The sequence below is a fragment of the Chryseobacterium sp. IHB B 17019 genome (assembly GCF_001456155.1).
Classification (GTDB): domain Bacteria; phylum Bacteroidota; class Bacteroidia; order Flavobacteriales; family Weeksellaceae; genus Chryseobacterium.
In genome coordinates, this window is sequence record NZ_CP013293.1 from 3,639,149 (window position 1) to 3,658,340 (window position 19,192).

General features: G+C 35.5%; 20 protein-coding genes and 2 tRNA genes. 8 read left to right on the plus strand and 14 right to left on the minus strand.

Annotated features, from left to right (window positions below):
* Nucleotides 1–7: 7 nt before the first annotated feature.
* A complete protein-coding gene (locus ATE47_RS16820) occupies nucleotides 8–457 on the plus strand; it encodes a DinB family protein (RefSeq protein WP_062163045.1) in 450 nt (149 codons plus the stop codon).
* 101 nt (nucleotides 458–558) lie between these two features.
* Here ATE47_RS16820 and ATE47_RS16825 read toward each other — a convergent pair whose 3' ends face one another.
* A complete protein-coding gene (locus ATE47_RS16825) occupies nucleotides 559–1,179 on the minus strand; it encodes an endonuclease III domain-containing protein (RefSeq protein ID WP_062163046.1) in 621 nt (206 codons plus the stop codon).
* 33 nt (nucleotides 1,180–1,212) lie between these two features.
* On the opposite strand from ATE47_RS16825, the gene bcp reads away from it, so the two are divergent.
* Nucleotides 1,213–1,662 (plus strand): thioredoxin-dependent thiol peroxidase, encoded by a 450-nt coding sequence (gene bcp / locus ATE47_RS16830; RefSeq protein ID WP_062163047.1) that lies wholly within the window; start codon nucleotides 1,213–1,215, stop codon nucleotides 1,660–1,662.
* 216 nt (nucleotides 1,663–1,878) lie between these two features.
* On the opposite strand, the gene ATE47_RS16835 is transcribed toward bcp, so the two are convergent.
* Genes ATE47_RS16835 through ATE47_RS16855 form a run of 5 tightly spaced genes read right to left on the minus strand, consistent with a single transcriptional unit; the run spans nucleotide 1,879 to nucleotide 6,106 of the window.
* Entirely contained in the window at nucleotides 1,879–2,421 is a 543-nt protein-coding gene (locus ATE47_RS16835) for a GNAT family N-acetyltransferase (protein WP_062163048.1), read from the minus strand.
* Nucleotides 2,381–3,049: a hypothetical protein gene (locus ATE47_RS16840; protein ID WP_062163049.1), complete on the minus strand. Its 669-nt coding sequence runs from the start codon at nucleotides 3,047–3,049 to the stop codon at nucleotides 2,381–2,383. Before ATE47_RS16840 ends, ATE47_RS16835 begins: the two co-directional genes overlap by 41 nt.
* 33 nt (nucleotides 3,050–3,082) lie before the next feature.
* Complete coding sequence (locus ATE47_RS16845; protein ID WP_228376289.1) at nucleotides 3,083–4,165, minus strand: mannose-1-phosphate guanylyltransferase; 1,083 nt, start codon at nucleotides 4,163–4,165, stop codon at nucleotides 3,083–3,085.
* Between the two features lie 2 nt (nucleotides 4,166–4,167).
* A complete protein-coding gene (locus ATE47_RS16850) occupies nucleotides 4,168–4,758 on the minus strand; it encodes a SprT-like domain-containing protein (RefSeq protein ID WP_062163050.1) in 591 nt (196 codons plus the stop codon).
* A gap of 1 nt (nucleotide 4,759) precedes the next feature.
* Nucleotides 4,760–6,106, minus strand: coding sequence for a TolC family protein (locus ATE47_RS16855; RefSeq protein WP_062163051.1), 1,347 nt, complete (start codon nucleotides 6,104–6,106; stop codon nucleotides 4,760–4,762).
* A 129-nt stretch (nucleotides 6,107–6,235) separates the two neighbouring features.
* Here ATE47_RS16855 and ATE47_RS16860 point away from each other — a divergent pair, with 129 nt between their 5' ends.
* The 3 genes from ATE47_RS16860 to ATE47_RS16870 all read left to right on the plus strand — a co-directional run bounded on the left by ATE47_RS16860 (nucleotide 6,236) and on the right by ATE47_RS16870 (nucleotide 7,707).
* Nucleotides 6,236–7,480: a bifunctional folylpolyglutamate synthase/dihydrofolate synthase gene (locus ATE47_RS16860; protein ID WP_062163052.1), complete on the plus strand. Its 1,245-nt coding sequence runs from the start codon at nucleotides 6,236–6,238 to the stop codon at nucleotides 7,478–7,480.
* A 44-nt stretch (nucleotides 7,481–7,524) separates the two neighbouring features.
* Nucleotides 7,525–7,599: transfer RNA gene (locus ATE47_RS16865), tRNA-Val, on the plus strand.
* Between the two features lie 33 nt (nucleotides 7,600–7,632).
* A tRNA-Val gene (locus ATE47_RS16870) sits at nucleotides 7,633–7,707 on the plus strand.
* A 53-nt stretch (nucleotides 7,708–7,760) separates the two neighbouring features.
* Here ATE47_RS16870 and ATE47_RS19315 read toward each other — a convergent pair.
* From ATE47_RS19315 to ATE47_RS16890, 5 genes are all read right to left on the minus strand, one after another.
* Nucleotides 7,761–7,928 (minus strand): hypothetical protein, encoded by a 168-nt coding sequence (locus tag ATE47_RS19315; RefSeq protein ID WP_181898076.1) that lies wholly within the window; start codon nucleotides 7,926–7,928, stop codon nucleotides 7,761–7,763.
* Nucleotides 7,929–8,026: 98 nt separating this feature from the next.
* Nucleotides 8,027–8,998 carry a glycosyltransferase family 9 protein gene (locus ATE47_RS16875; RefSeq protein ID WP_228376290.1) on the minus strand — a complete coding sequence of 324 codons (972 nt, stop codon included), beginning with the start codon at nucleotides 8,996–8,998 and terminating at the stop codon, nucleotides 8,027–8,029.
* A 2-nt stretch (nucleotides 8,999–9,000) separates the two neighbouring features.
* Nucleotides 9,001–9,420 carry a SufE family protein gene (locus ATE47_RS16880; RefSeq protein WP_062163053.1) on the minus strand — a complete coding sequence of 140 codons (420 nt, stop codon included), beginning with the start codon at nucleotides 9,418–9,420 and terminating at the stop codon, nucleotides 9,001–9,003.
* Between the two features lie 114 nt (nucleotides 9,421–9,534).
* Entirely contained in the window at nucleotides 9,535–10,635 is a 1,101-nt protein-coding gene (locus ATE47_RS16885; RefSeq protein WP_062163054.1) for a glycosyltransferase, read from the minus strand.
* A complete protein-coding gene (locus tag ATE47_RS16890) occupies nucleotides 10,635–10,859 on the minus strand; it encodes a hypothetical protein (RefSeq protein ID WP_062163055.1) in 225 nt (74 codons plus the stop codon). The genes ATE47_RS16885 and ATE47_RS16890 overlap by 1 nt, the downstream gene beginning before the upstream one ends.
* Before the next feature lie 152 nt (nucleotides 10,860–11,011).
* Between ATE47_RS16890 and ATE47_RS16895 the strand changes: the two genes are divergently transcribed.
* On the plus strand, nucleotides 11,012–13,546 hold the full coding sequence (locus ATE47_RS16895) for an ATP-dependent Clp protease ATP-binding subunit (protein ID WP_062163056.1): 2,535 nt from the start codon (nucleotides 11,012–11,014) through the stop codon (nucleotides 13,544–13,546).
* Nucleotides 13,547–13,693: 147 nt separating this feature from the next.
* Here the strand turns inward: ATE47_RS16895 and ATE47_RS16900 are convergent, their stop codons facing one another.
* Nucleotides 13,694–14,221 carry a hypothetical protein gene (locus tag ATE47_RS16900; protein WP_062163057.1) on the minus strand — a complete coding sequence of 176 codons (528 nt, stop codon included), beginning with the start codon at nucleotides 14,219–14,221 and terminating at the stop codon, nucleotides 13,694–13,696.
* A gap of 113 nt (nucleotides 14,222–14,334) precedes the next feature.
* On the opposite strand from ATE47_RS16900, the gene mnmA reads away from it, so the two are divergent.
* Nucleotides 14,335–15,522: a tRNA 2-thiouridine(34) synthase MnmA gene (mnmA, locus tag ATE47_RS16905; RefSeq protein WP_062163058.1), complete on the plus strand. Its 1,188-nt coding sequence runs from the start codon at nucleotides 14,335–14,337 to the stop codon at nucleotides 15,520–15,522.
* Nucleotides 15,523–15,593: 71 nt separating this feature from the next.
* A complete protein-coding gene (locus tag ATE47_RS16910) occupies nucleotides 15,594–15,800 on the plus strand; it encodes a hypothetical protein (protein WP_062163059.1) in 207 nt (68 codons plus the stop codon).
* Between the two features lie 83 nt (nucleotides 15,801–15,883).
* On the opposite strand, the gene ATE47_RS16915 is transcribed toward ATE47_RS16910, so the two are convergent.
* Together ATE47_RS16915 and ATE47_RS16920 are read right to left on the minus strand one after the other, a co-directional pair.
* Nucleotides 15,884–16,660, minus strand: a complete 777-nt coding sequence (locus ATE47_RS16915) for a DUF4249 domain-containing protein (protein WP_062163060.1) — start codon at nucleotides 16,658–16,660, stop codon at nucleotides 15,884–15,886.
* A gap of 4 nt (nucleotides 16,661–16,664) precedes the next feature.
* Nucleotides 16,665–18,653, minus strand: coding sequence for a TonB-dependent receptor plug domain-containing protein (locus ATE47_RS16920; RefSeq protein WP_062163061.1), 1,989 nt, complete (start codon nucleotides 18,651–18,653; stop codon nucleotides 16,665–16,667).
* Nucleotides 18,654–19,192: the final 539 nt, after the last annotated feature.

Here is a 19,192-nt window from a genome sequence, read left to right on the forward strand (position 1 = left end):
ACGTGCAATGATAGCAGAAAGCCTAAAATCACTATTCACAAGAGATTTAAATAAACTGAAAACAGAAATTGAGTCTTATCAAAACGAAGAAACAATCTGGAAAACCGATAAAAATATTTTAAATTCTGCAGGAAATCTGTGCCTTCACCTGGTTGGAAACCTCAACCATTTCGTTGGTGCACAACTTGGAAATTCAGGATATATCAGAAATCGCGATCTTGAATTTTCTTTAAAAAATATTCCAAGAGCAGAGCTGATTCAACAAATTGAAAGTACGATTGAAGTTATAAATTCCTCGCTTGGAAACTTATCTGCCGAAGATATGGAAAAAGAATATCCACTTGAAGCCTTAGGATACAAAATGACGACAGAATATTTTCTGATTCATCTGCTTGGACATCTGGAATATCATTTGGGACAGATTAATTATCACAGAAGATTGTTGGATGTGGAATAACTTTTAAACAGCTGCTTCTTTAACCACCCCGTCAAAAATTCTTACGAATTTTCGCCACCCCTCCAGAGGAGGGGAATTTTGCGGCGGCTGATTTATTTTGTTTATTTCTCGAACAACATTTTCGTAATAAAATCTTTCTCGCCTTTTCCTCTTGCGGGAGAATATTCTCTGCCGTAGAAGATGATTTGAAGGTGAAGCTTGTTCCATACATTTTCCGGCCAGATTGTTTTTGCGTCTCTTTCCGTTTCTACTACATTCTTTCCGGAAGTTAGTTTCCATTGCGTCATCAGCCTGTGAATGTGTGTATCAACAGGAAAAGCAGGAAATCCGAAGCCCTGGCTCATCACCACGGATGCTGTTTTGTGACCAACCCCGGGAAGGGCTTCCAGTTCTTCATAAGTTTGGGGTACTACTCCATTGTGCCTTTCCAAAAGGAGTTCGGCCATTCTTTTCAGGTTTCTTGCCTTTGTATTGGAAAGCCCTATTTCTTTGATTAACTCCCTTATTTCTTCCACTTCCAGCTTTGCCATTTTTTCGGGTGTTCCGGCTACTTTAAAAAGCTTTGGAGTCACTTCATTCACTTTTTTGTCGGTGGTCTGTGCAGAAAGTGCCACTGCAACCATTAATGTAAAAGGATCTGTATGAGCCAACGGAATAGGAACTTCCGGATATAATTTTTCTAATTCTAATTGAATAAGCGCTGCTCTTTGCTTTTTTGTCATTTAACCGTTAAATTTGAACAAAATTAATGTATTATGCTGAAAGTTGGAGACAAATTACCGGAATTTGAAGGAATAAATCAAGACGGGGAAACGGTAAAATCTGAAAATTTAATTGGAAAAAAATTAGTTGTTTTTTTCTATCCTCAGGCAAATACTCCAACCTGTACTGTGGAGGCTTGTAACCTGAGTGACAATTATTCTAAGCTCAAGAAAGCAGGTTTTCAGTTGTTGGGAATAAGTGGAGATACGGTGAAGAAACAGAAAAATTTCCACAGCAAATTTGCATTTCCTTATGACCTAATTGCGGATGAAAGTCATGATATTATTGACAAATTCGGGGTGTGGCAACAAAAAACCACTTTTGGAAAAACGTATATGGGAATTGTAAGAACGACTTTTATTTTTGATGAAAATGGCTTTTGTACAAGGGTTATTGAAAAAGTGACATCGAAGACTGCGGCTGAACAAATTCTGGAGGTATAGTTTTAAAAATTTTATTGTCATTCTGAAAGAAAAGAAGTGGAGTGAAAAATCTAGTTTTTATTCAATTTTGATCGTCATATTGTCATTCTGAAAGGATCTAGAAATGAATTTTCTAACTACTCTCTGATACTATGCTTAGATACTTTCAGAATGACAAACATAGGGTAATTATTGCTTAGATTTTTCTCTTCGTCAGAATGACAAAGAACCATAAAATTATTCCGTTTCGTAGTACATTAATTCCTCATCATCTCCGGGAATGGTAACGTATTTCTGAAATTTCAGACCTAGTTTTTCAATTAATTTTTGGGAAGAATAATTGTCTTTTACAGTAATGGCGGAAATCTTTTTTAATCCAAAATCATCCATTCCGATTGATTTTACTTTTAAAGCCGCTTCATAGGCGTAACCCTTTCCTTCAAATTCATCCAGCAAAGAAAACCCAATATCTACGACATCCAAGCCTTCTCTTTCAAAAATTCCTACTCCACCGATTTTATGATTTCCTTCTTTTGTAAGCACTAGATAATTACCATAACCTAACTTTTCAAGCTGTGGAAGAAACTTATTTTTAATATAATTCTCAGCATCAGCAACCGTTTTTATATTACGATCCCCGATATACTGAATAAACTTCGGTCTGTTGTAAAGATCAAGGATAAACTCGGCATCCTCCAAAGACATTGGACGAATGAGTAATCGTTCTGTTTCGTAGAATTTATCTGCGTTTTGTGGATTTTGTGGATTTTTTAGGCTCATCTTTTGGTTCTTCTTTTTTCTCTATTTTTAAAAGCCTCGGATTGTTGGTGCACTTTTTATTGTAAAGTTCAATATAAGTCCCATTATCCTTTGTATAGTTAATTATTCCTGTTGTTTTACTTATCGTTAAAGTATAATGCTTTTTTTGATAAGGGCATTCTTTTGAGGTTAGTTTTCCCAGATCCAAATAGTAATTGGAAGTATCTTCATAATAATTTCCCGCTACATCTTTGAATTCTTCATCAATAAAATAGCCTTCGGACATTGCAATAATAGCAGCTTCTTCTACATTATCAATTTTCCCAATGAAATTTTTAAGTTCTTGAAGTTCAGTAATATAATTCAATTTCCCGTTCTGCGAATAGGCAATATAATAAAAACTGTCTTCATCCGGAACCACATCAAAACCTGAAAATTGCGGTGTATAATCCTTCTTTCCCGAACTTACAAGAACATTATCTTTCCCATAAGTGTTGTATATCAGGAACCAGGAATCTATCTTACCGTTCGGGTTCATTTTTTGTAAAACATTCTGAATACTTAAAAACTGTTTTTTTTCCTGAGCCAAAGAAAAAACCCCTAAAAGCAAGAAAATGAATACAATAAACTTAGAATTATTTTTTTTCATAGCTCAAAGTGAGGCACAAAGTATGCCAATTATTTACATATATTTGTCTCCCTTCTTTAAGTTTTTCAAGTCCAGAACATAATCTTTGATCAGCTGATCATTTTCTCTCGGGCAAATAAGTAAGGCTTTATCCGTATCTACAATAATATAATTCTCCAGTCCGTCAATAATAACAGCTTTATTACTGTTTTTTAAGCGAATAACATTTCCTTTTGAATTATACGCCAGAAAATGTTTTAGCTTCACAGCATTTTCATTTTCATCTTTTTCCGTGTTTTCATATACGGAAGTCCACGTTCCAAGGTCGCTCCAGCCAAGATCTGCAGGAATTACGTAAACGTTTTTAGCTTTTTCTAAAATCCCATTATCTATTGAGATTTTCTGTACTTTAGGATAAATCAGCTCAATACAGCTTTTTTCACTGTCCGCATTGTATTCGCAAGCCATAAAATGCTGTGTCATCTCAGGAAGATACATTTCAAAAGCATGATGAATACTTTTTACATTCCATATGAAAATCCCGGCGTTCCAAAGGAAATCTCCACTTTCAAGAAAGCTTTTTGCAATCTCCAGAATAGGTTTTTCCGTAAAAGTTTTTACCTTGTAATAATCTGAATTGTGCTTGTCTACAAACTGAATATAACCATAACCCGTATCTGGTCTTGTAGGCGTAATTCCCAATGTAACCAAATAATCATTTTTGGAAGCAAGATCGAAAGCAAGCTCTACTTTTTCCAAAAAAATATCTTCTTTTAAGATCAAATGGTCTGCCGGTAAGACAATCATTGTTGCATCAGCATCAATTTGTGCAATTTTATTGGCCATGTAAAGATTACAGGGTGCCGTATTTTTCAACAGAGGCTCTCCCACAATATTTTCTTGCGGAATTTCAGGTAACTGCTGATGAGACAGCTCAACATATTCTTTATTTGTAATGACAAATATATTTTCATTAGGAAGTATCTTGCTGATTCTGTCATACGTCTGCTGAATCATTGTGCGCCCTACTCCTAAAATATCCTGAAATTGTTTCGGAAATTTCTGCGTACTCATAGGCCAGAATCTACTGCCGATTCCTCCTGCCATAATCACGCAATATCTATCTGATTTTGACATTCTTAAGTGCATTTTTCTACCCTAGCCAAAGGTTTGAAAGAATACTTTCTTCCTGTAGCCAGGTTCTTACAAAGATAGTTTTTTTTAATCAGACCTTCTAACAAATACTTCTCATTTCGATAAATAAAAAAGTCCCCTTTTTGTAATCTTTCAATGAACAGAAGGGTATCATCTTGTTTTTCAATGTGAAAATATTTAACCAAATCAGGACTTGCCATGAAATTTGCTTTCGGAGATTTTGAAAACTTTATGATGATTGGCCTCAATTCTTCTTCATAAACATCAAGGCTTTGCAAAAGCATCTGCCTGAAGGTTTCCTTCCATTCATTTCCGTGTGGAGAGATCCTGCGTCCATATTTTTCAAAGGCAATGAGATGCGCCAGTTCGTGAGTCAGGACGAAGAAAAAAAGATGGGGAACCAATGTAGAATTGATCGTAATTTCATGGGAATGATCCGGAAGCTTACGGTAATCTCCTAATTTGGAATCCCTGTTTCTTGTAATTTTTATATGAATATAGTAATCTGCAAACCAGACTTTTAAATATTGTAATGTATTCTGAGGTAAGTATTTTTCTAAGGATTGAATTGACATTTTATAAACTTAACGGAATTCCCGCATAGAAATTCAATAATTTTAGACTGAAAAGATAGTTATATTTAGCCTGAGCCACAGAGCCTTGTGCATTCGCATAATTGTTTCTTGCAGTATTTACATCATAGATTGTGGATCTTCCCGCTGCATAGCTTTTATCCGCAAAATCCAGAGCTAGCTTTGTACTTCTTTCGGCCTGAACAGCAGATAAATAAATTTCATAATTTGCATCAACATCAAACTGTGCCTTCTGAACATTTTCTTTCACAGTTTGTTTTTGTTGCAATAAAGTGGTTTTAGCAATACTTTCATTCAGTTTCGACTGCTCTACCTGAAGTTTTGTAATTCCTTTATTAAAAATCGGAATATTAACGGAAACTCCGGCCTGTTGTCCGAAATTATCTTTATATTGATTAAAGAAATTATGCTCATTGATTGGATTCCCCAATTCATCGATTCCTATCGTTCTGGTATTAAGCAAATTGTTATAAAAACTCCCTATTCCTACACTTGCCGTAATTGTTGGCCAAAAAGCCGTTTTGGTAACTTCAGTCTGAGCTTCCGCCGATCTTATTCTGCTTTCTGCCGCTTTCACTTGTGGCTGGGTTTCATAAGCCGTTGTAAGAACCTCATCAACAGACTTCAATTGTGGCGCCAACTGATCCGGAACATCTACATCTTCCACATCAAAATCTTTGTATTCCTGAAGCTGTAGAAGCTGCGCCAGTGCAAACAAACTCCTTCCTACGTTAATTTCGGCTGTTTTTAAGTTTTGCTTTTCTCTTGCTAATCCCGCTTCCGCTTCCGCTAAAACCGTTTGGGCTGTAGTTCCGACCTGTGTTGTAATTTTTGCCCTGTCAAATTGCTTTTGGGCATTTTCAACAGCAGCCTGGGAAATTTTTACAATTTCTTTATTTAATAAAGTTGTTAAGTATTGTTGAGCAATCTGAAGCGAAATATCATTTTTGATTGTTTCAATATCATACTGGCTGGCTTCCACATCAAATTCTGTTTTTCTTACAGTTTTTTCAAGCCTCCCATTGTTATAAACAAGAATATCTGCTCCAAGATTTGCGTTATTACTGAATCTGTCATTTCTGATACTTCCCGTTCCCAAAGAAGCCTGCCCGAAACTCACATTGTTTCCAACACTTGCAGAGACAGAAGGAAGATAGTTTTTCTTCGCAATTTTCAGGTTCAGGTCCTGCATTTGTTTTGAGTATTCATTTTGGATCACCTGAAGATTATGCTTGGTGGCATAGTCTACACATTCTCTCAAAGACCACTTTTTCTGGGCATTTACAGCCAGGCAAGATAATCCCAAAATAATAGTCAAAACTTTTTTCATATAATGATTTTACAAGATTAGACGATTCAAATATAGAAAAGTTACAGTTTTAAAAAATTATTGTTTAAACTTAATTTAAAAATAGAAGTTTTTATTTCTTTTAATCAAACTTTTTGAGAATTTTGCATCATGACAAACGAACAATATCAGGAAGCTGTTGACTGGCTTTTCGTGCAAGCCCCGAATTACCAGATAGACGGTCAGAAAGCATACAAACCGGGATTGGATAATATTATAAAACTTTGTGAATTTTTCGGAAATCCTCAGGAAAAAATAAAATGCATCCACATCGGGGGAACAAACGGAAAGGGATCTTCAAGCAATATGCTGGCTTCTGTTCTTCAGGAATCCGGTTACAAAACAGGTTTATATAACTCACCGCATCTCATTGATTTTACGGAACGTATCAAAATAAACGGTGAAAATTGTGATAAAGAATTTGTCTATCAATTTATTCAAAAACTCAGACAGCTTCCGGAAGATATTCAGCCATCTTTTTTTGAATTTACAACGATTATGGCCTTTGAATATTTTTATCAACAAAGAGTAGATTTTGCCATTATTGAAGTTGGCTTGGGTGGGAGATTGGATTCAACAAATATTATTACACCTTTGGTTTCTGCGATTACCAATGTACAGCTGGACCACCAGAATATTTTAGGAGATACAATTGAAGAAATAGCAGGTGAAAAAGCCGGGATTATTAAAAATAAAATTCCGGTAATTTCCGGTGACGAAAAGGATGTCGTTAAAAGTATAATTAAAAATAAAGCCAAGGAAGAAAATGCTTCGTTTATCGATGCTTCTTTATTAAAATCCGACTTAAAATCTGATTTAAAAGGAAACTATCAGGAGAAAAACATTAAAGTTGTTTTAGCTCTAATTGAAGAATTAAGGAAATTAAATTTCATTATTTCAGATGCAAACATTGAAAAAGGCCTTTTAAACGTCCACAAAAGCACCGGTTTCATCGGCCGTTGGTTTGAATTTTCACAAAATCCACTGACGATTTGTGACACAGCCCACAATCAGGCCGGCCTGGAATATGTTTTCCATCAGTTAAATTCAATTAATAAGCATAAACACATTATTTTAGGCTTCGTAAACGATAAAAAAATCGATGATGTGATGAAAATTTTGCCGGAAAATTCTGAATTTTATTTTGCAAAACCATCTATTCATCGGGGAAGGCATCCGGAAGATTATAAAGATTTATTAATTGCCGCGAAAATTTCTTATAAAATTTTTGATTCTGTACAGGAAGCGTATCTTTCTGCAAAAGAGGAATGTACAAATGATGAAATGATTTTTGTCGGTGGAAGCAACTTTGTAGTGGGAGAATTTTTAGAAAAAAATTTGGAGATTTCCGAATAAGTCGTATATTTGCACCACTCTAATCGAGAAAACAACGATAAAGAGGGTTCTTAGCTCAGTTGGTTCAGAGCATCTGGTTTACACCCAGAGGGTCGGGGGTTCGAATCCCTCAGGACCCACACAAAAGGAAACGAGACCTTTTAAAAAAATTCGGGTTCTTAGCTCAGTTGGTTCAGAGCATCTGGTTTACACCCAGAGGGTCGGGGGTTCGAATCCCTCAGGACCCACAGAAATCTCTCAAAGTTTTGGGAGATTTTTTTGTTGTAATAGTTGATCAATATTACTTATTATGTCCGGGAGCATAATGCTTGGCAGATTTAGCTCCTGTCACTTTTTTTACCTGGCCTGGAGGAAGTCCGCGATTTCCATTAGATTTTACAACAGGGACGCAGGAAATGACAAATAACCCTACCATTATAACGGCTCCTATCTTTTTTAGTGTTTTCATAATTCTTTTTTGTAAATATATTAAAATATTATGCCAATAAACACTAAGTTTTTATAACCAATTATTTAAATTAAAAAAACCTCTCAAAATGAAAGGTCTTAATTATAAATTTTTTCGACAATTTTTTGAATATTAAGCTCTTCCAGACAAGCCCAATCACCACGATAGCATTCCTTATCACCAAAAACAGAGCATGGCCTGCAGCTCAGATCCTTTACCTGAACCACATTATCTTCACTTTGCCCGAAACCTAAAAATCCGGCAAACGGATGGGTCTGTCCCCAAATAGAGATGCATTTGGTCCCCACAAGGCTCGCTAAATGCATATTGGCAGAATCCATGGAGATCATTAATTCCAGCTCAGAGATTTTGTTTAATTCTTCTATAAGGCTTAGTTTTCCCGACAAGCTTTCTGTGTTGGGAATTTCACTAGCCCATTTTTCCAGCGTTTCGGTTTCTTGTTTTCCTCCTCCGAAAAAGTAGATTTTATGTCTTTTTGCAAGAATTCTTATCAATTCATAAGATTTTTCGAGTGGAAGCATTTTTCCACGATGTTGCGCGAAAGGAGCGAAACCAATACCTTCCCTTTTGCCTGAAGCCGGCCTCAGCTCATGTGATAATTCAAATGTAAAGCCCATCTCACGGAAAACATCAGCGTAGCGCTCTACTGTTTTCTTTAGCTGGATTTTATTTAAATTCCATATATCCGTCAGGTGTTCTTTTTCTTCCTTTCCTTTATTGATTTTGAATACTTTAAGCCCTTTTCTTCGGTATATTTTATCTAAAATTTTTGTTCTGATCACATCGTGAAGATTGGCAATCAGATCAGGATGAAATTCTTTAACTAGTTCATTCGCCAATCGCGTCAATCCAAAGAAACCCTTATATTCATCAAGGTCGATTCCTTTGAATATAACATTCGGAATATCAGCAAATAAGCTTTCAAAATTCTTCCGGGAAACCATTACAATTTCCACATCAGGATTTTGTTCCAGAAACTCCCGGAACACAGGCGCTGTCATTGCAACATCACCAAAAGCAGAAAAACGATATGCTAAAATTCTTGTCACAACTACGATTTCAACTGATAAGCAACCGCGTAAAATTTGATTTGTTTTGTCATGGCCATCAATCCGTTGGCTCTTGAAGGCGAAAGAAATTCCTGCAACCCGATTTCTGAGATAAACTCGAAATCAGAATCTAAGATCTCCTGGGTAGAATGACCGCTGTAGATGCTCACCAGCAAAGAAACGATTCCTTTCGGCAAAATACCGTCAGAATCTGCATTGAAAAACAGTTTTCCATCTTTGAATTCCGCATCAATCCAAACTTTACTCTGGCAGCCTTTGATCAGGTTTTCATCAGTTTTCTTGTCCTCAGCAAGCCCTTTAAGCTCTTTTCCAAGGTCAATAATATACTCATACTTTTGCTCCCAATCGTCAAGAAACGCAAATTCGTCGATTATTTCCTGCTGTTTTTCTTTAATGGTCATTTTAACTAATTTCTTTCTGCAAAGATACTAAATTATGCTTTAGGCGGTAAGCTTTAGACGCTAAGCCAATTAATATAATCCATTATTAATTTGATTATCGCTTACTGTTATAGTTCACAACGAGGATGCTTTTTCAAAAACTTCAAGCAATTTGATTTCTTCATTTTCCCAGCAAAGTAAATTGCCGGCTTTTTCAAGCTCCGGTTGATAATTTTTTCTTCCTTTATTTAAAACTGATTGAATAGCTGTTGCAATGGTTGCTGGTTGGTGATTTTTGATAATTTCACCAATGTCAAATTGTGATTTAATATTCTGCATTTCAGGAAGATCTGACAATATTAATGGAACACGCGCCTGAATGCAATCCAGCACTTTATTAGGCAAAGAATAATAATAACTTTCGCCGCCATTTTCTTCAATGCTCATTCCGCAATCGGCTGTTACCGTAATTTTCCGTAAATCCTCAGGTAATAATTTTCCTAAAAACTGAACTTTTTGTTGAAGATTTTCTTTAATCACCAATTCTTCATATTCTCTTTTCTTTGGGCCATCACCTGCAATTTTAAAAATCACATTATTTAAATGATGCATAGCCAGAATTGCTTTATCAATTCCGCGAAATGGATTAATAACCCCTTGATATAAAATAATTTTAGGGCTATTTTCAGGAATTTCAAGAGTAAAATCTGATTTTCTTGGCGAATTTTGAACAACAACAGGCTGAATTCCATATTGTTTTTTAAACCAATTCGCGTACCCTGAACTTGCCGTAATCATGAATTTTATATTTGGAACTATTTTTTTTTCAAGATAACGCCATAATTTTTGTGACATTTTGCCTTGAATTGCCGGCATTTCGGAAAAAATTTCATGGCTATCAAAAATTAACGGAATATTTAATTTTTTTGATATTAAATAATTCGGAAGCAAAGCATCTAAATCATTGGCATGAAGAATTGTGTTTTTATCTGCTTTTTTCTTTAATTCATGGTATAATTTCCAGTTGAATTCAAAATAAGCAGTTTTTAAGCTTGTTGAAATTAATTTTATTCTTGAAAAAGGGTAAGGCCGCGACATTTTTCCACTTCCACCCCAGTCGTTTCCTATCAGTTCAACCTCATAACCATTCTTATGCAAAGTGCTGCAAACCTTTTCTATACGCTGATCTGTACATAAATTACTGAAAGCGGAGGTAATAATTCTTTTTCTTTGCATTACTTCTTTTTATCCGCCAAAAGATGATACACCTGTATGAAGCAAATCAGTCCGTTCGGAATGATCACAGGCCAAAGCATTCCGCTGAAAACACCATAAATGACAAAACAGATACAGCCAACCATGTTGACAATTCTAATTTTTCTTACATCTTTCAATATAAAACTCAACACGATAAAAAGTGAAGCCGAATATCCGATATAAGTAGCAACGTTGGGGTTCATGAGAGAAATTTAAAGGATAACAAACTTAATCATTTTCAATAAGATAATAAAATTTTTTCTGCCATAAAGTCATTTATTGGTTTTTGGTAAAATATTTGTAATTTAGATAATGGATAAACGGCAACGTTGCCTTTATTCTAATGAGATATATTATGGATTATAAGTTTTCACAAGGTTTGAGCCAAGTGTTCAAACAAAGCAAAAGCGAAGCTAAAAGGCTGAAAAGTGAATTTCTTAATACAGAACATCTACTTTTAGGTATTATAAAAACGGAAAACTCTGCAAAAGAAATCCTTCAAAACCTTAATGCGGATTTAACACAAATCAGAAGAAAAATTGAAACTCTAAATACAGCAAGTCTAAATCCTATTTCTGAGGAGGTTACTAATATTTCTTTCACTAAGATGGCGGATCACGCCGTTAAACGTGCGGAGCTGGAATGCAGACAATACAAAAGCAATGAGATTAATACCGTTCATTTGCTTCTGGGCATTCTATATAAATATGAGGACCCTACTTCAAATATTTTAGGAGCTTACGACATTGATTATGAAGGAGTTTCAAGAGAGTATCAAACAATGCTTAAAAATTCCGGACAGGCGCCACAAATGAGTGCTTATGACGATGACGATGAAAGAGAGGAATTTGAGCAAATGAGGAAGCCAACAGGAAACTTAGGCTCTGCAAAAAGTAAAACTCCAACTTTGGACAACTTTGGTAGAGACTTAACTTCTTTGGCAAGGGATGGAAAACTGGACCCTGTAATCGGCCGTGAAAAAGAAATTGAGAGAGTTTCTCAGATCTTATCACGTAGAAAGAAAAACAATCCGCTTCTTATTGGGGAGCCTGGAGTTGGTAAATCTGCGATTGCGGAAGGGTTGGCTTTAAGAATTCAACAGAAAAAGGTTTCAAGAGTTCTTTACGGAAAACGTGTGATCACTTTGGATTTGGCGAGTTTAGTTGCCGGAACAAAATACCGTGGTCAGTTTGAAGAAAGAATGAAGGCCATCATGACCGAGTTGGAGAAAAACAGAGATGTCATCCTATTCATTGATGAGCTTCACACTATTGTTGGTGCAGGAAGTTCTACAGGAAGCTTAGATGCGTCAAATATGTTCAAACCAGCTTTGGCAAGAGGTGAAATCCAATGTATTGGTGCCACAACTCTGGATGAATACCGTCAATATATCGAAAAAGACGGTGCTTTAGAAAGAAGATTCCAGAAAGTGATGGTGGAACCGACTTCAATTGATGAAACCATTCAGATTTTAAATCAAATCAAAGATAAATACGAAGAACACCACAATGTAGTGTATACTGATGAAGCGATTTTAGCTTGTGTCAATTTGACATCTCGTTACATTACAGACCGTTTCTTACCGGACAAAGCGATTGATGCGATGGACGAAGCCGGATCCCGTGTTTATATTAAAAACATGAAAGTTCCTACAGAAATCATTGATTTTGAAAAGAAAATTGAAGATATCAAGGAATTAAAACAAAAAGCAGTAAAAGCTCAGGATTATCTTGAAGCAAGAAAACTGAAGGATGAAGAGGAAAGACTTCAAATGGAACTGAATGCTGCTCAGGACAAGTGGGACAAAGATGTAAAAGAGAAAAAAGAAACCGTAACGGAGGAAAATGTAGCGGAAGTGGTTTCTATGATGAGTGGAGTTCCGGTAACGAAAGTTGGTAAGAATGAGCTTGATAAATTAGCCCAAATGGACGGAAAACTGAACGGAAAAGTTATCGGTCAGGAAGATGCTGTGAAAAAGGTTGTTAAGGCAATCCAAAGAAACAGGGCCGGTCTTAAAGATCCGAACCGTCCGATCGGTACTTTCATTTTCTTAGGAACAACCGGTGTTGGTAAAACTGAGCTTGCGAAAGTAATGGCAAGAGAATTATTCGATTCTGACGAAGCTTTGATCAGAATTGATATGAGTGAATATATGGAAAAATTCGCGGTTTCAAGATTGGTTGGTGCGCCTCCGGGATACGTTGGATACGAAGAAGGTGGACAATTAACGGAAGCTGTAAGAAGAAAACCTTATGCTGTGGTTCTCTTGGATGAGATTGAAAAAGCTCACCCTGATGTATTCAACATTCTGTTGCAGATCTTGGACGAAGGACATGTTACAGACAGTTTAGGTAGAAAAATTGACTTTAGAAATACGATCATTATCCTTACTTCAAACATCGGTACAAGAGATCTTAAAGATTTCGGAGATGGTGTAGGATTCGGAACTTCTGCGAAAAAGTCGAGCTCAGATACAAGAGCAAGAAGTACTATTGAAAATGCCCTTAAAAAAGCATTTGCTCCTGAGTTCCTGAACAGAATTGACGACATTGTAATTTTCAACTCTCTTGTACAAGACGATATCAAGAAAATTATTGATCTTGAATTGAATAAGCTGTACAGCAGATTAGAAAAATTAGGTTATAAAGTGGAATTAACTGAAGAAGCGAAAGACTTTATCTCTGAAAAAGGTTGGGATAAAGACTTCGGGGCAAGACCATTGAAGCGTGCTATCCAGAAATATATTGAAGATTTATTGGCTGAAATGCTGGTAAACAAGCAATTAAATGAAGGAGAAACGATTGTTTTAGATGTTAATGAAGCGAAAGACGGCTTGGCCGGAAAAACTTCAAAAACTAAAAAGTCGGCGGAAAAGTCTTCTCAGTCTTAAACAAATAATTTAATATAAATAAAAGCATCGGGAGTTTTCTCGATGCTTTTTTATTTTAATTTTAACTATTTTTTAATCACGGATTACTCTGATTACAAAGATGTTCGTGTTTTTATTTTTGAAAACATTTGTGTTAATTGTGTTTAATTAAAGCCCCACCACAAAACCAATACTAGGAACCAAACCACTGGAAAAAACACTTTCGTTTTCTTTCCATAGAACATTATACATAATTCCCAGCTGCATGTAGGAATTATTCCCTATTCTCTGCATATAACCGCCTCCGAGATATAGAGCATCTTCATCCGTATTCATTTTATAATCGTAAAATTTGTCTTTATAATTGATAAAATAATGCTGATAATTAGCACTTAAATAAAACGTCCTTGCAATATAATAATTCAAAAAAGGGCCAACACCAAGCATGGTAGATCTGTAATAATCAGAAGTCTGCCAGGAAATGCTTCCCGCTATTCCACCTTCAAGATCATCCGTAAGCCTGTAACCTACTCTGGGTGAAGCGGATAAGTAAAAAGCGCTGTTACTTCCAAAACCAACCCCAATTCCACCTCCGAAGGTCCATTTGTTGTTGTTCTGCGGCGTTGCACCTACCGAAACCTGGGAAAATACTGATCCTGAAATCATGAGTATCAACGGAATAATAAATTTTTTCATAAATATTGTTTTTATCAATGCTAAAAATATGATTTTTTTACGAATTTTTTTAATTGTATTTTTGCCGGATCAAACTAAGAACTCCCGTTAAGAGTTTCGTAAAATTGAATACAATGAAAGTAGTAGTAGGATTATCTGGAGGTGTAGATTCCAGTGTTACAGCATATTTGCTGCAGCAACAAGGCCATGAAGTCGTGGCTTTATTTATGAGAAACTGGAACGATGCGTCCGTGACATTAGAAGATGAGTGCCCCTGGATAGAGGATAGCAATGATGCTTTAATGGTGGCCCAGAAATTGGGAATTCCGTTTCAGGTGATTGATATGAGCGATCTTTATAAGGAACGGATCGTTGATTATATGTTCGACGAATATCAGAAAGGAAGAACCCCGAATCCGGATGTTTTGTGTAACAGAGAAGTAAAATTTGATGTTTTTATGAAAACGGCGATGTCTTTGGGTGCAGATAAGGTGGCGACAGGACATTATGCGCAGGTAACCTCAACTTTCGACGAAAATGGTAAAGAAATTTTCCACCTTTTGGCAGGAAAAGATAACAATAAAGACCAGTCTTATTTTTTGTGTCAATTATCTCAGGATCAATTATCTAAAGCATTATTTCCGATTGGTGAACTGACAAAACCTGAAGTAAGAGAAATTGCAAAGGAAATTGGGTTGGTGACGGCTGATAAAAAAGATTCCCAGGGATTGTGTTTTATCGGGAAAGTGAGTCTTCCACAGTTTTTGCAACAGCAATTGGTTCCAAAAGAAGGCGAAATTGTAGAAATCTTTAAAGATTCTCCACTTTTTGGGCAAGAAATACCTCAATTTTCTTCAAAAGAAGAAGAGCTGGAATTTTTAAGCAAGAAAATTAATTATAAAAAATCCGACGGAAAAGTAATCGGCAAGCATCAGGGAGCCCAATTTTTTACGATCGGACAAAGCAAGGGATTAGGAATCGGCGGACACAAGGAAAGCTGCTTTATCGTTTCCAGAGATATGGAAAATAATATTCTTTTCGTAGGAGAAGGGCATCAGTTTCCGGGACTTTTGAAAAGGGCTTTAAAGATTGATAATTCTGAGCTTCATTGGGTTCGTGAAGATTTAAGACTGAAAAATGGCGAATCTATGGAGGTAATGGCGAGATTCAGGTACAGACAGCCATTACAGAAAGCAACACTGCATCAGTTTGAAAACGCTTTTTATATTGAGTTTGAAGAAGCTCAGTCTGCCATTGCGGAAGGGCAGTTTGCGGCTTGGTATGACGGTGAAGAGCTTTTGGGAAGCGGGGTTATTTCATAATTTTAAAATTTTTCTGTAACATATTTTGAATTGATATACTTACTTGGTATAACAATTAAAAAATATTAATTATGAAAGCTACTTTAAAAAAACAGTACATCATTACTAACCAAGTATTAATTGCTTTAGTATCTGCCGTTTTCGGGTATAATCTTTATCAGGCGATTGCAAATCCTGAAAAATCACATTTAATATTAAGTATTATTCTATTGGCAATTACCTGCTATGTATGCAAAGAATACGGTTATAAAACGACCAAAGAAAAAGAAGAGAATTAAATAGTCCTGATGAACATAAAGCCCGAAACAAAAGATTGTTTCGGGCTTATTTTTTGAATTATTTGAATAAATTAATCTATATTTTATTCAATAATTATAGTCTTCGTTGAAGTTGTGTGTGCTGAAAAATACCCTAATGCGCCATTACTGAAATTCCCTATAGGATTGATTGGAGATAAAGTTTCGCCATTATTTTCAAAGCTGGCCTGAGGAAGATCTTTAAAATAATTGTAAACTTGCTTGTCAATACACTGCATTTCAACTAATACCGTATCCTTTTCTTTAAACCCTCTGGAAAGTGGTTTGGAGTTAACCTGTCCATCTTGTCCTTCATCAGATATTGGGGTGTAGCTAAAATATTCACCATCATTTACCTGGCTTTTGAAAAAGTAATAATTTTCCTGAGCAGCGGGATCAGTAAATAAAGGAATCAAGCCTTTTCTGTACTCATCATAAATGTAAATCATCTGTTGCTTCAACCCACTAAATTCTACATATTCAGGCATTTTACTGGTTGCTTTATAGGTATTTCCTTCCACGGTTACGGACAGCGTATAAGTATCACCATAATGGGTGTGGAAATTAATTGTCTGATAGGTCCCATCTTCATCATATACCAGAGTTTCTGTCTGCCCGTTTTGATCGCTGATAACAACCTTGGCATATTCTATGAAATTTTCTCCGCTTCCGTCAAAAAACTTTGTGGATTTCGTTACTTTTACATAATAAGGCCCGGCTTCATCTGTTATATTACCTTCAATCACTACTTTACCGCTCATGTCATCCAGGGCAATTTCGTTCTCACAGTTTACTAAAAGAATTAATAAAGAGAAGAAAATTAAAATTTTATTTTTTTTCATTGGTTTAAAATTTAAAATTATAAGTTACACTGGGAATTAATCTAAAAAAAAGACCGTCTTGACTCACCTCTATTTGGTCATGATTATCCCTGTTTTTTTCAAAATAAAGCCATTCGCGGTTTTTCTGTGCATATATGTTATAAAAACCAAATGTCCATGAGCCTTTAAAACGTTTACTACTCTTGCGTTCATAAGTGGCACTAAGATCTAATCTGTGATAAAGCGGCATCCTGTTGCTGTTTTTGTCTCCAAACTGCAGATAGGTTTCTCCATCGAGTTCATATCTTCCCGTAGGAAGCGTTACGGCAATTCCCGTGCTTAAAGAAAATGCGCCTGATAAGGACCAGTTTGTAGAAAGCTGATAGTTGGCAACAATGGCAAGATTATGTGTTTTATCCAGCCTTGCATTGTACCATCTTCCACCATTAATCCCGTCAATTTGCATTTGGGATTTAGACAATGTATAGGATATCCATCCAGTAAGATCTCCATTATTTTTCTTTGCTAAAATTTCGAGTCCGTAGGCCCTTCCCCTTCCGTTATACAGTAAACTGCTTTGCAGATCGCCCAAAACACTAATCACAACTCCCTCTTTATAATCCTGAAGTCCGGACATTTTTTTATAAAAAACTTCAGCATTGAATTCGTAATCTTTATTGATTTTTTTTGTATAGCCAAAATTCACCTGATCCGCGATTGCCGGCTTTTTCGTGTTAAGGAAAATATCAATAGGTATGCTTCCATCCAGAGTCAATAAAGTTTGTAAGGGCTGTGTATTTCTTGTATATCCCAATCTGAAAATATTATCTTTAATAAACTCATAATTAAAAACCAGTCTCGGTTCCAGATTAAAATAACTATTTGTTTCCCCTTTGTTTTTGGAAGAAATCATGGAAAGTCTTAAGCCGTAATTAATAGAAAATTTATCATTTACTTTAAACTCATCATTGGCATACAATGCGCTTTCCCACATCGATCTCGGATCTTTTAAGAATCCGGACTGTATTCTTGCGGGAAGATTGGGTGTATTAAAGGTATAGTATGATGACTGCAAACCGTAGTTCAGGATATGGTTTTCTCTTAAATAGTGGGTAAAATTCTGTTTCAGCCCGAAATTATCCATATTCGGAATTATTTCCAAGGGTTCTCCTTTAGAATCCGGGATGCTTGTTTTATAATTGTACCGGCTAAAGGTTAATGAAGTGTTCGATCTTAATTTGCTGTTGATGATACTGTTCCAGTCCAATGAAGCTACAATGTTGCCCCAGTAATTTTTAGAGTCTCTTAAATTTAAAACATCTCTTCCGAAATAAGTTGATAAATGAATTCCGTTATTTTTGTTTAGCTGGAAGTTTGCCTTTGCATTTATATCATAAAAAAAGAGATCCTCCACATCCGAATCATCAGAGAAAAAAAGATCTACATACGTTCGTCTTGCAGAGATTATAAAAGATGATTTCCCTTTTTGTATTGGCCCATCAATGCTTAATCTACTGCTGATCAAGCCTATACCGCCGGAAAAATTGTATTTATTAAAATCTCCATCCTTTGATTTTATATCTATTACCGAAGAAAGTCTTCCCCCGAATGATGGAGGCATATTCCCTTTGTAAAGGGTAACACTTTTCAAAGCATCACTATTGAATGTACTGAAAAGACCTCCCAAATGAGAGTTATTAAAAACCGGAGCGTCATCTAATAAAGTAAGGTTTTGATCGATCGCTCCGCCACGCACACTAAACCCGGATGAACCTTCAGTAGATACAACCCCAGGCAGAAACTGCAGTGTTTTAATGATATCTTTTTCACCAAGTAATACGGGAATTTTGGAAATACTCTGGATATCTATTACCTCCGCTCCCAAATTGGTTTTGGTAATTGCTTCTCTTTTTTCGTTGATAACAACTTCTTCTATGAGAGCTTCATCTTTTTCAGTTCGCTGAGCATAGGTAAGTACTGACAAAAAAATAGCCAGCGTAGTAGTGCGCATCATTTGTGTGTGTTTGTGTATTTTTTGCAAATATACACAGATTTTAAACCCATAAATTTTTATGATAAAAAACAGGTTTTTAATTAAATTTTAAAATATTTTTAATTAAATTAATTTGGATGAAAATTTTTAAACAATTTAAACATTATACTATACAATATACTTAAAAGCAATAAAATGTTGATTATCTAACAATATTCAACTTTTAATAAATTAACAACAATTAACTTTAGTTATGAGATTTTAAATACGAAATGTTTTCTTTTTTGACTTATAGCTCTTTGAAGAAATTAAAAGTATTTAATCTTGTCCTTTACTTTAAATGAGCTAATACATACAGTGATAAGTATTTCCATAATCAAGACCACCATTAAAAAGCCAATTGGTTTACCTAACATAATTCCTCTTATTAATTTTACAATTCCCAAGGCAAAAATCAGAGTCATGAAGTAAAATGTAGCTTTGGAAATATTCTCCATGAATGATTTTAAAAGGAAAACAGAACTGTAAAAACATTTGTTCCTGACTCAATCAGTTATCCG